Origin of the sequence: Campylobacter taeniopygiae, from assembly GCF_005406225.1 — a bacterium.
Lineage (GTDB): Bacteria > Campylobacterota > Campylobacteria > Campylobacterales > Campylobacteraceae > Campylobacter_D > Campylobacter_D taeniopygiae.
In genome coordinates this window covers 1-13,492 of record NZ_NXLY01000003.1, presented here as the reverse complement: position 1 = coordinate 13,492, position 13,492 = coordinate 1, and the positions used below count along the sequence as shown (strand labels likewise).

At 29.1% G+C, this 13,492-nt stretch carries 15 protein-coding genes; 9 read left to right on the top strand and 6 right to left on the bottom strand.

Features of this window, described 5'->3' with window-relative positions; genetic code table 11:
- Positions 1-2: 2 nt before the first annotated feature.
- From CQA75_RS01850 to CQA75_RS01810, 9 genes are read left to right on the top strand one after another with little or no spacing between them, the layout of a single operon-like run.
- The gene (locus CQA75_RS01850; protein WP_137623361.1) at positions 3-434 is read left to right on the top strand and encodes a c-type cytochrome; all 432 of its coding nucleotides are present in this window, start codon (positions 3-5) and stop codon (positions 432-434) included.
- A 56-nt stretch (positions 435-490) separates the two neighbouring features.
- On the top strand, positions 491-1,570 hold the full coding sequence (locus CQA75_RS01845) for an ABC transporter substrate-binding protein (RefSeq protein ID WP_407920017.1): 1,080 nt from the start codon (positions 491-493) through the stop codon (positions 1,568-1,570).
- An 8-nt stretch (positions 1,571-1,578) separates the two neighbouring features.
- Positions 1,579-2,688 (top strand): ABC transporter substrate-binding protein, encoded by a 1,110-nt coding sequence (locus tag CQA75_RS01840; RefSeq protein WP_137623359.1) that lies wholly within the window; start codon positions 1,579-1,581, stop codon positions 2,686-2,688.
- A 7-nt stretch (positions 2,689-2,695) separates the two neighbouring features.
- Positions 2,696-3,634 (top strand): branched-chain amino acid ABC transporter permease, encoded by a 939-nt coding sequence (locus CQA75_RS01835; protein WP_137623358.1) that lies wholly within the window; start codon positions 2,696-2,698, stop codon positions 3,632-3,634.
- The gene (locus CQA75_RS01830; protein ID WP_137623357.1) at positions 3,635-4,678 is read left to right on the top strand and encodes a branched-chain amino acid ABC transporter permease; all 1,044 of its coding nucleotides are present in this window, start codon (positions 3,635-3,637) and stop codon (positions 4,676-4,678) included.
- Positions 4,675-5,445 carry an ABC transporter ATP-binding protein gene (locus tag CQA75_RS01825; RefSeq protein WP_137623356.1) on the top strand — a complete coding sequence of 257 codons (771 nt, stop codon included), beginning with the start codon at positions 4,675-4,677 and terminating at the stop codon, positions 5,443-5,445. Before CQA75_RS01830 ends, CQA75_RS01825 begins: the two co-directional genes overlap by 4 nt.
- The gene (locus CQA75_RS01820) at positions 5,432-6,127 is read left to right on the top strand and encodes an ABC transporter ATP-binding protein (RefSeq protein WP_137623355.1); all 696 of its coding nucleotides are present in this window, start codon (positions 5,432-5,434) and stop codon (positions 6,125-6,127) included. Before CQA75_RS01825 ends, CQA75_RS01820 begins: the two co-directional genes overlap by 14 nt.
- Before the next feature lie 18 nt (positions 6,128-6,145).
- Entirely contained in the window at positions 6,146-9,385 is a 3,240-nt protein-coding gene (ccsA, locus tag CQA75_RS01815) for a cytochrome c biogenesis protein (protein WP_137623354.1), read from the top strand.
- Complete coding sequence (locus CQA75_RS01810) at positions 9,385-9,846, top strand: hypothetical protein (protein WP_137623353.1); 462 nt, start codon at positions 9,385-9,387, stop codon at positions 9,844-9,846. The genes ccsA and CQA75_RS01810 overlap by 1 nt, the downstream gene beginning before the upstream one ends.
- A 184-nt stretch (positions 9,847-10,030) precedes the next feature.
- On the opposite strand, the gene CQA75_RS01805 is transcribed toward CQA75_RS01810, so the two are convergent.
- From CQA75_RS01805 to CQA75_RS01780, 6 genes are all read right to left on the bottom strand, one after another.
- Entirely contained in the window at positions 10,031-10,468 is a 438-nt protein-coding gene (locus CQA75_RS01805) for a hypothetical protein (RefSeq protein WP_137623352.1), read from the bottom strand.
- Positions 10,469-10,608: 140 nt separating this feature from the next.
- A complete protein-coding gene (locus CQA75_RS01800; protein ID WP_137623351.1) occupies positions 10,609-11,163 on the bottom strand; it encodes a hypothetical protein in 555 nt (184 codons plus the stop codon).
- Between the two features lie 50 nt (positions 11,164-11,213).
- Positions 11,214-11,585 carry a hypothetical protein gene (locus CQA75_RS01795; protein WP_137623350.1) on the bottom strand — a complete coding sequence of 124 codons (372 nt, stop codon included), beginning with the start codon at positions 11,583-11,585 and terminating at the stop codon, positions 11,214-11,216.
- Between the two features lie 32 nt (positions 11,586-11,617).
- On the bottom strand, positions 11,618-12,067 hold the full coding sequence (locus CQA75_RS01790) for a hypothetical protein (protein WP_137623349.1): 450 nt from the start codon (positions 12,065-12,067) through the stop codon (positions 11,618-11,620).
- 146 nt (positions 12,068-12,213) lie between these two features.
- Entirely contained in the window at positions 12,214-12,543 is a 330-nt protein-coding gene (locus CQA75_RS01785) for a hypothetical protein (protein ID WP_171000068.1), read from the bottom strand.
- 15 nt (positions 12,544-12,558) lie between these two features.
- The gene (locus CQA75_RS01780) at positions 12,559-13,428 is read right to left on the bottom strand and encodes an ankyrin repeat domain-containing protein (RefSeq protein ID WP_137623348.1); all 870 of its coding nucleotides are present in this window, start codon (positions 13,426-13,428) and stop codon (positions 12,559-12,561) included.
- Between the last annotated feature and the right edge of the window lie 64 nt (positions 13,429-13,492).

The window sequence follows — 13,492 nt, the reverse complement described above, 5'->3', positions numbered from 1 at the left end:
TGATGATTTTTCGTTTGTTTTTTATAAGTTCTATTTTTATCGTAGCTCTTTTTGGCGTTAGTCTAAAATCTATTTTTGGATATACTTTTGATGCTAATAAACAATACAATTTAGCCGAAGCTAAAAAGATTTATTTTAAAAATAAATGCAACGTTTGTCATGGGGATAATGGAGAAAAAAGTACCTCTCGCTTTAAGGCATTAAAGGATATGTCCGCAGAAGATATTAAAACGGCTTTAATAGGTTATACTTTGGATAATACTTCTACTATGACTTCTCAAATGGCCTTATATGCTAAAAATTTAAGCCATGATGATATGGATAATATTATCGCTTATGTTAAAGGAGATAATTTTGCTCTTGATTTACAAGTTAAAGATTTGATAGAGGAGGAGCCTCCTAAAAAAACAGAACATAATATTTTTTTAAAATAATTTAAAAAGGATTAACAATGAAAAAAATAGTTTTTTTGTTAAATATTTTTATTTTTATGAATTGCAGTTTATATGCAAAAACAATTAATATAGGTGTTGTCTTGCCACTAACAGGATCGGTAGCTGCTTATGGACAAGATGTTTTTAGTGGGGTTGAGCTTGCTAATAAATTAAATCCAAAGCTTGATAATGGCGATATAGTCAAATTAATTATAATTGATACTAAGGGTGATAAGCTAGAAACAACAAGCGGCATCAATCGTTTAATCACACAAGATAAAGTTTTAGGTATCATTGGAGAAACCACTACACCAAACACGATTCAAGCAATTTCTATTATTGAAGATAAAAAAATCCCTCTTATAGCTCCAGTAGCTTCAGGAGATAAGCTTTTGGACGGTAAAAAATATGCTTCTCGCGTTTGTTTTAGCGATGGTTTTCAAGGTGATAAATTTGCTACTTATATCACTAAAGATTTAAATTTAAAAAATGCTGTTATTATTATTGATCAAAGCAATGTTTATTCTTTAGGTTTAGCAAAAGCTTTTGAAAAATCTTTAAAAGCTAATGGTGGAAAAGTTTTAAAAAAATTGATAATTAGCTCCGGAGATAAAGATTTTAGAGCGATAGTATCGCAACTAAAGAGTTTAAATCCCGATTTTGTTTATATGCCAATTTATCATCCAGAAGCAGCTTTGATAGCTAGACAAGCTAAGCAATTAGGTTTTGATAAATTATTAACCGCAGGAGATGGGGTAAATAATAAAACCTTTATAGAATTAGGTTCAAGTGCTGTTAATGGTGTGATTTTTACTGATAGTTTTGATTCTAGTAATCCTTCAACAAATCGCGGTAAAAAATTTATTGCTGAATATGAAAAAGAAAAAGGAGATAAAGATCTTCCTGCTTTTTCGGCAATGGGTGCCGATGCTTATTATGTAATGCTTAATGCTATGAATGCTTGTAAAGATAATCTAACAAGTGAGTGTATCAATGATAAAATTCATCAAACTAAAAATTATGAAGGCGTTGGGGGTTTTATAAGCATTGACGCCAATGGAAATGCCGTTCGCCCTGTTGTTATAAAAGAAATTCAAAATGGTAAGCAGGTTTATAAAGCCTTGATAAAACCTTAGGAGCATCCATGAGTAAAAAAATAATTTTAATTGCATTTTTAATTTTAAATTTAGAAGCTAAGGATATTAATCTAGGAGTTGTTTTACCTCTAAGCGGAGCTACGGCAGCTTATGGGCAAAGTGCCTTAGATGGTATTGAGATTGCAAATAAAATGCAAGGATCTTTACAAAATGGCGATAAGATCAATTTAATAGTTTTAGATACTAAAGGCGATAAAATAGAATCTTCAAGTGCGGCAACTCGTCTAGTTACTCAAGATAAAGTATTGGGTATTATTGGTGAAATGATCACTGCAAATACCTTACAAGTTATGAGAGTAGCTGAAGATAATAAAATTCCACTCATTGCACCTGCAGCAACTGGAGATAAACTTTTAGAAAACAAAAAATATTCTAGCAGGGTATGCTTTATGGATAGTTTTCAAGGATCTTCCTTGGCAAAATATGTTAATGAAAAATTTGGCTTTAAAAAAGCAGTTGTAGTAGTGGATCAAAGTACGGATTATTCTTTAGGCTTAGCAAAAGCTTTTGAAAAAGAATTTAAGGCAAGGGGTGGAAAAATCTTAAAGGTGTTAAGGGTAAATTCAGGAGATAAAGATTTTAGAGCTATAATCACTCAAATTAAAATTTTAAATCCAGATTTTATTTATTTGCCACTTTATTATAGCGAAGCAGCTTTGTTTGCGAGACAATCAAAAATCATAGGCTTAAATGCTCCTATGGGATCGGCTGATGGCGTTGCGGATGCAACTTTTATAAAATTAGCTAAAGAAGCATCTGATAATTATATTTTTACGGATAGTTTTGATTCTTATAATCCTGTGACAAAATTGGGTAAAGATTTCATCTTAGCTTATGAAAAAGAGAAAAAAGATAAAGAAGTTCCTGCTTTTTCAGCAATGGGTGCTGATGCATACTTTGTAATGCTTAATGCTATGAATGCTTGTAAAAATAACCTAACAAGCGAATGTATCAATGATAAAATTCATCAAACTAAAAACTACGAAGGCGTTTCTGGGATTATTAGTATAGATAAAAATGGTAATGCTATTCGTTCTATTATTGTAAAAGAAATTAAAAATCAAAAACCAATATATAAAGATATAATAAATCCTTAGGACTAAAATGGACTCGATTTTATTTTTTCAGCAAATTGTTAATGGTTTAAGTTTAGGGAGTATGTATGCTCTTATTGCCGTAGGTTATACTATGGTTTATGGTGTTTTAAGGCTTATTAATTTTGCCCATGGTGATATAATGATGGTTGGAGCTTATATAGCGCTTTTGCTTATTAATTGTCTTTCTCCATTTATCAATACTACTTTATTAGATAATCATTATGTCTTAGCAATTTTTATAGTCGCTTTAATAGCTTCTATGATTTTTTCTTCTCTTGTGGGAGTGATTATTGATAAAATTGCTTACAAGCCTTTAAGAAAAGCTCCTAGAATTTCACTTTTAATTACAGCTATTGGGATTAGCTTCTTTTTGCAAAATTTATTTAATATGATTTTCACTTCAACAGAGCAGCAATTTCCAGTTCCTCCAATTTTTGAAAAAATGGTTACCTTGGGTAAAGTCAGTATGACTTTAGGTTCTTTATTGGTTCCTTTGGTAACTTTACTTGTAATGTTTATTGTTCTTATCTTGCTTTATAAAAGCAAATATGGTATTGCTATTCGTGCTTTAGCTTTTGATATACAAACGGTAAATTTAATGGGAATTAATGCAAACCGTATTATAGCTATTGTTTTTGCTTTAGGTTCTGCTTTGGCAGCTTTAGCTGGAATTTTTTGGTCGAGTAATTATTATTCAGTTTATCCTACTATGGGAACTTTAGTAGGGCTTAAAGCGTTTGCAGCGGCTGTTTTAGGTGGAATTGGTTCTGTGGTTGGAGCTGTTTTAGGTGGGTTAATTATAGGACTTACTGAAGTGATGGTTGTTGCTTTCTTTCCAGATCTTTCAGGCTTTAAAGACGCTTTTGCTTTTATCTTTTTAGTATTTATTTTGCTTTTTAGACCAACGGGAATCTTGGGTATTAATTTTGAAAAAAGTAGGTTTTAGATGATAAAGATGAAAATTTCTGCTTTAATTTATATTATTTTAGCTATTGCTTTTATTGTGATAGCACCGCATTTTTTTGATAGCTATGGAATGGGGATTTTAAATCAAATTGCTATTTATATCACTTTAGCTGTGAGTTATAATCTTATCAATGGCGTGACTGGGCAATTTTCATTAGAGCCTAATGGTTTTATTGCTATTGGTGCTTATGCGGCCGCTTTAGTACTTTTAAGCGTTGATCAAAAAAATGATTTATTTAGCTTAGAAGATCCTAGCCCTATTATCTTAGCTTTTCACACAAATTCATTTATTTTAGCTCTTATAATTGCTGGATTTAGTGCTTGTGTTTTATCTTTAATCCTTTCTTTTGCGGTTTTTCGTGTTAGGGGTGATTATCTAGCAATTGTAACTTTAGGTTTTGGTATTATCATACAAAAATTAGCTATCAATTTTCCAAGTTTGACAAATGGTTCCATGGGATTAAATGGCGTTCCTTTATTTTCTAATTTATATTGGACGGGTGGTATTGCAATTATTGCGGTTGTTTTGATTTTGAATTTAGTGTATTCTAAATTTGGTAGAGCTATGAAAGCTATACGTGATGATGAAGATGCCGCGAGTGCTATGGGTATCAATACTTTTTGGATTAAAACTCTTGCATTTTCAACTTCTGCTTTTTTAGAAGGAGTAGGCGGGGGGCTTTTGGTATGCCTTCTTGGATCAGTTTCTCCTGAACAATTTGGTTTTGAATTTACTTTTGTGCTTTTAATTATCATTGTTTTAGGTGGGCTTGGTTCGACAACTGGAGCCATAGTTGGATCTATATTGGTTATAGGTGGTATGGAATGGTTGAGATTTTTAGATGAATTGCAGATTAAAATTGATATTTTAAATATCAATATCGAGTCTATGCCGGGTCTTCGTATGGTTGCTTTCTCTTTGGTATTAATCTTAGTTATGCTTTTTGCAAGAAGAGGAATTTTTGGAGATAAAGAGCTGAATTTCTTTTTAAGCAAAAACTCCAAAAAGAAAGGATTTAAATGATACTAGAATTAAAAAATATCACTAAATCTTTTGGAGAAGTGCAAGCGATCAATGAGACTTCTTTTTGTATCCAAAAAGGAGAAATTTTTGGTTTAATTGGCCCTAATGGAGCTGGAAAGACAACTTTATTTAATATTATCACAGGAAATTATAAACCAACTAGCGGGGAAGTATTTTTTCAAGATCAAAAAATAAGCCATCTTAAACCTTATGAAATTGTGCATTTAGGTATAGCAAGAACTTTTCAAAATATAAGACTTTTTTCAAGTATGAATGTTCTTGAAAATGTAATGATAGGTTTTAATAAGCAAATGAGATATAGTATTTTAGAAGCATTTTTTCATTTGGGGCGTTTTGGCAAGGTTGAAAAAGAATTTAACCTCAAGGCTTATAACATTTTAGAGGAATTGGGAATAGCTGATTTGGCAAATGAAAAAGCTACAAGTTTAAGTTATGGGCAACAAAGAAAGGTTGAAATCGCTCGTGCAATGGCAACAAACCCAAAACTTTTATTGCTAGATGAACCAGCTGCTGGTATGAATTCAAGCGAAAGCGATGAGTTGGCTGAACTCATTTTAAAATTAAGAGAAAAATATAAAATCAGTATTTTATTGATAGAGCATGATATGAAATTTGTTAATCAGCTTTGCGATAAGGTTTTAGTGCTTGATTATGGTAAGACTATCTTTGAAGGAAAATTAAGTGATGCGGTTGAACATAAAGAAGTGATCGCTGCTTATTTAGGGGATTTTGATGCTAGTAGTTAAAGATTTGCATGTATATTATGGCTTGATTGAAGCTGTTAAGGGTATAGATTTTAAGGTTGATACAGGTAATATAGTTTCACTTATAGGTTCTAATGGGGCAGGTAAAACTTCTACTTTAAACGCTCTTTTAAATTCAGTTAAACGCACCGGAGAGGTTAATTTTTTAGGCTATGATACTAAAAGGCATTTAACTCATACTTTAGTACAAAAAGGTATAGCTTTAGTTCCAGAAGGAAGACGTGTTTTTATTAATCTTAGCGTGGAGGAAAATTTAAAGATCGGAGCTTATAATAATAGTGAAAACTATGAGCACTTAAGAGAACAAATGTATAAATTATTTCCACGACTTGCAAGTAAGAAAAATTGTATGGCGGGAAGTTTAAGTGGTGGAGAAGCTCAAATGTTGGCTATTTCAAGAGCTTTGATGAGTGAGCCAAAGCTTTTAATGCTTGATGAACCTTCTTTGGGTTTGGCGCCTAAAATTGTTGGTGAAGTTTTTGATATTATAGTTCGTTTAAAAAATGAAGGTATAACTATACTTTTAGTTGAACAAAATGCTTATTCTGCTTTAAAAATAAGTGATTATGCCTATGTTTTAGAAAATGGCAAAATTGCGATGCAAGATAAAGCTAAAAATTTAATCGGAAATGATGATATTAGAAAAAAATATTTAGGATTGTAAAAAAGGACATTAAAAAAAATGAAAAGAATAATTAAGAGTGTAGGGGATTTAAGAATTTCTATAATTTTATTTTTAATTTTTGCGTTATTTTGTGCCTTGGCAACTTTTATAGAAAGTTCTTATGGAACTCCTACAGCTTGGGCTATGATTTATGATGCTTTTTGGTTTGAATATATTCAATTGTTACTAGGTATAAATTTGTTATGTGGTATGTTTCGCTATAAAATGTTTAATTTAAAAAAACTGCCTTTGATGATTTTTCACTTATCTTTTCTTTTTATTCTTGTAGGAGCTGGAATTACGAGATATTACGGATTTGAGGGAACTTTATCCATCAGAGAACATACGCAAAATTCATTGATAGAGAGTTTAAAAACTTCAGTTCGCTTTTCTGCCATCAAAGATGGGGAGCAATATAGTGTTGTAAATGATCGTTATATCGGAAATTTACCTTTTGCTAACCATTTTAAACTTGCTTTAAATATGGGCAATGATAAGGCTGTTTTAAAATATAAAGATTTGATTTTAGATGCTGATTATGTTTATAAGGAAAATAATACTTCAGATCCTTTACTTGCTATAACATTTTCTCAAAAAAATATGCAAGGAATAACAATGGAGTTTAAAAAAGGAGAAGTTAAAAATATTGATGGAATCAATTTTTCCTTTATGAATGATGATGTTGCAAAACCTTATGTAAAAATTGATCAAAATTTAAATTTGACTTCAAGTGAAGATCTAAACGTGTTTAATATGAAAGAGGGTAAAAATTTTATCTTAAAAACTACAGAGAATCAAAATGCTAAAGATCTTAGACTTTACAATATTAAAGATCTAAATTTTGTTATAAAATTTGCTTCTTTACATGGAGATCGTGAAATTCAAGGTGCTAATAGACCACAAGATGAAAGTTTTTGGTTGTGGTTTAAATCTTCTTGGATGGAATTAGCTAGAACGATGCTAGTTTCAAGTTTTGGAGAGCCGCAAAATTGGAAAACTTCATGGCTTTTAAGATTTAAAGATTTTGCAATGAGTAAAGAATATCAAGCCTTAAATCTAAAAGGTGAAAATGCTTTAAAACTTGAATTAACTTATAAAAATAAAAGTAAAGATTTTTATATTTTTGAGTATGGTAAGCCTGAAGTGGTTGAATTAGAAGGGCAGAAATTTTTTATTTCTTGGGGACTTTCTTACAATAAATTACCTTTTGAAATTTATTTAAATAAATTCGTTTTAGATCGCTATCCAGGTTCTATGTCTGCGGCTTCTTATGCAAGTGAGATTACAGTTAAGGATGGAAGTAAAAATTTTGATTATAGGATATTTATGAATAATGTTTTAGATTATAATGGTTATAGATTTTATCAAAATTCTTACGATCAAGATGAAAAAGGGACAGTTCTTTCAGTCAATAAAGATCCAGGAAAAACTCCAACTTATATAGGTTATTTTTTACTAATCTTAGGAATGTTTTTAAATTTCTTTAATCCAAATTCAAGATTTAGAACTTTAGTGAGACTAATCAATCAAGACTCTTTAAAGAATATCGGAGCTTTTTTATTGGTATTTTTTATTTTTTGTGGAGCAAATAAAGCTTTTGCTAAGGATAATGATTTGCCTATAGTAAATCCAGAACACGCTAAAGCTCTCGCTTCTTTAGTTTTACAAAAATCTTTAGATGGTAGAATGATGCCTTTTGATACTTTATCAAGAGAAATTTTAGAAAAAATTCATCACAGTGATACTTACAAAGGGCAAGATGCTAACGCAGTAATGCTTTCTATGCTTATAGGTGTGGATAAATGGCAAAATGAACCTTTTATTTTAATGCCTGATGATAGTGCTGTTCGTAAAGATATTGCTAAAATTTTAAAAGTTTCTGATAAAAAATATATTTCCTATAGAGATTTTTTTGATGAAAACAATCATTATAAACTTCAAAAATATGTAGAAAATGCAAATAGGAAAAATCCAAATACAAGAAATACTTTCGATAAAGAGATTATAAAGCTAGATGAAAGAGCTAATATTGTTAATTTAGTTTTTAGTGGAGAGCTTTTTAAATTTATTCCAGTACAAAATGATCAAAATAATCTTTGGTTGGCGCCTTATTCTGCTATTACAACTTTAAAAGGAGAAGAAGGAGAGATTGTTTTAGCTTTGGTGCGAAATTATTTTGGGGCAGTTGATCAAGCTTTTAGTGATAATAATTGGACTAAGGCAGATAAAGCTTTGGGATTAATTAAAGAGTATCAAAGTAAAGTCGGATATAGAGTTATGCCAAGTGAAAATAAAATCAAGACTGAAATTTTTTCAAATAAGATTAAAATTTTTTCAAAATTAATCCCCGTTTATTTGATTGCAGGAATTTTACTTTTGGTAATTGTTTTTGCTAAAATGATTACTCCAAATTTAAAAATAACAAAGATATTTAAAATTGTATATACTCTAAATATATTAGCTTTTGTTATCCATACTATAGGATTGATTCTCCGTGCATATTTATCCGAGCATGCACCTTGGAGTGATGCTTATGAAAGTATGATTTATATTGCATGGGCTTTATCATTATCTGGGATATTTTTCTCTAAAAAAAGCCCTATAGCTTTATCTCTTACTTCTATTTTATCGGGTATAGTGTTAATGGTGGCTTATTTAAATGAAATAAATCCTCAAATTACAAATCTTAGACCTGTTCTTAATTCTTATTGGTTAAGTATACATGTGTCCGTTATAACTGCTAGTTATGGATTTTTAGGTTTGTGTGCCTTGTTGGGTATTTTTGTTTTATTATTGATGTGTTTTCTTAAAAAAGATGGAAAATATAATTCTAATATCTTAAGAAATATCACAGAGGCTACTAGGATCAATGAAATGGCTATGATTTTGGGACTTTGTTTGCTTACAGCTGGAAATTTCTTAGGGGCAATTTGGGCAAATGAAAGCTGGGGGAGATATTGGAGCTGGGATTCTAAAGAAACTTGGGCATTGATAACTATTTTAGTCTATGCTGCAATTTTGCATCTTAGAATGATTCCTAAATATTGCAACCAATTTGTATTTGCTTTGTGGAGCATGTTTGCTTATTGGGTAGTTGCTATGACTTATTTTGGTGTGAATCATTTTTTAACCGGTATGCATTCTTATGCAGCTGGAGAAGCAGTTCAAATTCCTGATTATGTTTATTGGATTTTTATTGCAATGCTTGTTTTAGCATATTTTTCAAGAAGAAAACGTCATTTTGTAGGTAGGCTTTAATGAATTATATTTTTATGGTAATTTTTTGCGTTGCTTTAGCACTCTTTTTATTTTTAAGTTTAATTGCTTATTTGATTACGAGTAGTGGTAAAAAAATACCTAAAAAAGATAAAGATACACCCGCTGTTAAAAAAAAGGCTAAAAGAGTGTTTGATACTAATTTAGATAATATGATTGCAGCGGCGGCTGATCCAAATTTAAGCGATTCTGATTTACAAGAATTAGCTAAGTTATATGTTGCTACGCATAAATTAGGATCTAAAACTTCTAAAGAATTAGATGATGCTACTAAGAAAAAATTAGAATTTGTTGCATCTTTGGCTTCAAATATGAATGCAAGCCCTCAAACTGTAAGCTTTTTAAATAAAGAGCTTAAGAAAATTTCTGCCTCGTATAAAAAAGAGATCGATGCTTATGAGCAAATGGGATTAGCAAAGAGAAAAATTAAAGAAGAGCAATAATAAAATTTAAAATAGCTTGATTTTATGTAAATATTTTATAATCAATATTTACATAAATTCTTAAAAGATAAAGTTAATAAATTTAAGTTATTGATTTTTTAATCCATTTTTATAAAGTAAATTTTAAAATTTTTATTTGCAAATTTTTCATTTCTTGATATTTTTTTAAGTTTATCAATGTCTATTATTTTTTATATCTTGTAAAAATTTCTTTATGCAAGATAAAATCTCCAATTTTGCATTTACCTGACTTAAGGATTATGCTATTATTTTGTTTTTCAACTTCAATATCGCAAAAATCGTTATTATACTCCATAGAAAATATTTTTATAATAGCTTTTGTAGGAGATTTTAAATTGATTATTCTAATAACTGAATAATTCATATCATTTGGCTTTTCTGTGTAAAAATTTGTATTCCAATCATCAAAGGTGCTACCATTTTTAGAATATCCAATTTCACAATAAATTCCACTCATCATCTCATCATTATAACAATTATCACTTATTTGGAAGGCTTGTTTATCGGCTACATAAATACCTTGCCAATCCTTTACAAAAGTAGGAAATTCTTTAGCATAAGTGATGTTTAAAAACATTAAGAATAAAAAAATATATTTCATTGTTCTGCTTCCTTATTTGGTTGTGGTAATAAAAGCAATGACTTTCATCAAGAATTTGTGAAATTTGGTTTTTTGCTTCATTTTAGCATTTTTATCTTTTATTTAAAAAAACATAAGTTTAAATTATAGTAGCAAAACCTTTATTTTTCTTTATAATTTTGTAAAATTTCTAATATCTTTTCATAGCTTGATACCGCTTTAAAATCCTTTTTATTTTTAGCTTCTTCAATTTTTTGAGTTGTATATTGAAATAAAGAAAGTTCTTTTTGTGTTTTTTCATCTTCTATGGTTGCTTTTATATCAATCACTTTATTCTTAAGTAAAAATTTTAATGCTTTTATACTCCTTTTATCAATGGCTTGTTGTTCATAACTTACAGAAGGAACGGCTATACCATTAAAAAATGTCATATCGTGTTCTGGATCGGGTTTTAATTTTTCATACATATATTTTAATCCCACAACATCATCTTTGGCAATCATATCAAGAATAGCCCAATTAGTTTGAAAAGAATATCCTTTATTGCCTTGAGCTTCGTTAGCTTTATAAGCTTTTTTAAAATTCCATTTTCCATGTCGTTTAAACCAATCATTGTATATGTTTGATTGATTTGTTGTTTGTTTTGATATAGGACTTGCACTGATACATCCAAATCCTAGTAAAATTATAAAAATTATAATGTATTTTTTAATCATATTAGCTTCCTAGTAATCTTCATTATAAGATCTTATCCTTTATATTTTTTTCAAAAATTTACAAGTCCCATACTCTTACCAAATAACAAATTCTCTAAAATATTAAAAGGATATAAGGCATTACATAAAGTTAAATAAATAAAAATTATTGTATGAAATTTCGGCTTTTTGTATGCTACAAACAATAAAGCCACAAAAAATAAAATCAAACAACTTTCATAAATAATAAATATTGTTTTGTTTATATTAAGCACAGTTTGTAATAACCCTAGCATATTGTCATTGATTATCATGTAATATATATCATTGATAGTAAAAAATATCAGAAAAGCACCTGATATAAAAATGGCTCTAAATTTGTGTTTTAATAGTAATATTGGTATAAAAATACAAAATAACCATATTAAAATAATATTTGTCATTGTATAGCCTTGCATAAAAATATAGTAAAATGCTAATCTAATAAAAAAATATCACATTTTTTATTTTGCTTATTGTCGCAACCAAAATAAAATTTATAATTATTATTCCAAATTTCAAAGCTTCCGCCTGCATTAATTTCAAAAAAATAATCAATATTATCTAAAGAAAATCTTCCTCTAATAACACAAGGAATTTGATCAAAAATGCGGTAAGAAGTTTGCCAGTCTTCATATTTTTGACTGATTTTAAAAAACTCTTTTAAAGACTCCTCGTTAAATTTCCATCCTTTACAAGCTTTTTCTAAACCAAAATATTGTTTGTTTAACAATACTGAATTATCAATGTAAATTCTTTCAATTTTAGAAAAATCTTTTATTGATAGATTAAGATTTTGTTCAGTTGCTGATGTTAAATCAATAATCATACTCGTATAGATTAGCACCTTCACTACTTGTCTTATATGAAATTTTATCGTATTCACGGATATTCTTATCGATCAAATTATATTTTGATTTTAAAAAATATTAGGTTTTTGATAGGTTTTTTGCTTTTTTATTGTCTCATCCATAGCTTGCATTTCTTCTAAAGTTTTCATTTGTTTTTCCTTAAAATAATTTTTAAATTTTTTTATTTGTTAAAATTTTCCAAAGCTTTATCTAAATCTTTAGCCTCTAAAAGCGATCGAAGAATTTTGCAAATCTCACTTAAATCTTCAAAGCAAAGTACATTTGCAATAAACCACTCATCAAATTCTTCCTCAGTAGCATCATGATAAGATATTCCTGTTTCTTCTTCAAAAGCTACTTCGTATTCTTCTGGATCGATATGATCATACGCATCACTTAAAAAACCCTCTAAATGAGAATTAATAGCCTGTAAAACTTCTTTGCTAGGTTTTGTTTTTAAGAATTCTTTAAAATTCTCAAGATTGTCTAAAATTTCAACATCAAATTCCATAATATCTCCTTTTTATTATTTTTTTATCTTTCTTCTTTCTTCATACATTTTAATTTGTTCTGGTCTCTCTAAACTTGTATCAATATTGTATTCTTTAACCAATTGTTCCCAAGTCTTAGCACCTGCTTTTTTTAAGATTGTTTTATTTTTATTTATCCCAAAAGAAATAGCTTGATCTAATGGAGTATCAGGTTCAAAATAATTAATTTTATCATCTTTAGTTTTATTGATAGTGCAATTAGCAGCATTGACATCAGCTCCATATTTGATCAAAATTTCCAAACAAGTTCCAATAGGTTTTTTATCAGATGTTGCAGCTATATGTAAAAGAGTTTCCCCAGCATCGATATAACTATGTTCATGTTCTGTTTTAATCCTTCTCATATTTACATCAGCACCAAATTGTAAAGCCACTTCTAAAGAATTTACAGACTCAGGATCACCAAGCAATATCCAAGAATGCAAAGGGGTGGCACCTCTATGATCATAAACTTCAAATTTACATCCTTTTTTAAAAAAATAATCAATCATTTTTTTATTTTTTCCACCCACTCCAATATAACTAGTAAGGGCATTATCTCCTAAACACTCATCATCAGCTTTAAGTCCTAAACTCTCAAAATACTCCATCATTTCAAAACTTTGACTCTTATCATAAGCGATCCCTGCCCAAGCTAAAGTAGAACTAGGGCTAAAAAAAGGTATAGGATGATCATACCAATATATCTTACAACATTTCTCTAAAAATACTTCAGGCACGGGATAATCTTTTAAAAACTCTTTCACCTCTTTAAGTTTATTATTTTTAACAAGTCTAAAAAATTCCCAACCTATCTCCGTTACCGTTTCTTCATCCATAGCTTGCATTTCTTCTAAAGTTTTCATTTGTTTTTCCTTAAAATAATTTTTAAATTTTTTTATTTGTTAAAATTTTCCAAAGCTTTATCTA

Excerpts from the sequence above, each read along its gene's own strand:
- CQA75_RS01830 (WP_137623357.1), top strand. The coding sequence starts at position 3,635 with ATGATAAAGATGAAAATTTCTGCTTTAATTTATATTATTTTAGCTATT.
- CQA75_RS01820 (WP_137623355.1), top strand. The coding sequence starts at position 5,432 with ATGCTAGTAGTTAAAGATTTGCATGTATATTATGGCTTGATTGAAGCT.
- CQA75_RS01810 (WP_137623353.1), top strand. The coding sequence starts at position 9,385 with ATGAATTATATTTTTATGGTAATTTTTTGCGTTGCTTTAGCACTCTTT.
- CQA75_RS01850 (WP_137623361.1), top strand. The coding sequence starts at position 3 with ATGATTTTTCGTTTGTTTTTTATAAGTTCTATTTTTATCGTAGCTCTT.
- ccsA (WP_137623354.1), top strand. The coding sequence starts at position 6,146 with ATGAAAAGAATAATTAAGAGTGTAGGGGATTTAAGAATTTCTATAATT.
- CQA75_RS01805 (WP_137623352.1), bottom strand. The coding sequence starts at position 10,468 with ATGAAATATATTTTTTTATTCTTAATGTTTTTAAACATCACTTATGCT.
- CQA75_RS01795 (WP_137623350.1), bottom strand. The coding sequence starts at position 11,585 with ATGACAAATATTATTTTAATATGGTTATTTTGTATTTTTATACCAATA.
- CQA75_RS01825 (WP_137623356.1), top strand. The coding sequence starts at position 4,675 with ATGATACTAGAATTAAAAAATATCACTAAATCTTTTGGAGAAGTGCAA.
- CQA75_RS01835 (WP_137623358.1), top strand. The coding sequence starts at position 2,696 with ATGGACTCGATTTTATTTTTTCAGCAAATTGTTAATGGTTTAAGTTTA.
- CQA75_RS01780 (WP_137623348.1), bottom strand. The coding sequence starts at position 13,428 with ATGAAAACTTTAGAAGAAATGCAAGCTATGGATGAAGAAACGGTAACG.
- CQA75_RS01840 (WP_137623359.1), top strand. The coding sequence starts at position 1,579 with ATGAGTAAAAAAATAATTTTAATTGCATTTTTAATTTTAAATTTAGAA.
- CQA75_RS01800 (WP_137623351.1), bottom strand. The coding sequence starts at position 11,163 with ATGATTAAAAAATACATTATAATTTTTATAATTTTACTAGGATTTGGA.
- CQA75_RS01845 (WP_407920017.1), top strand. The coding sequence starts at position 491 with ATGAATTGCAGTTTATATGCAAAAACAATTAATATAGGTGTTGTCTTG.
- CQA75_RS01785 (WP_171000068.1), bottom strand. The coding sequence starts at position 12,543 with ATGGAATTTGATGTTGAAATTTTAGACAATCTTGAGAATTTTAAAGAA.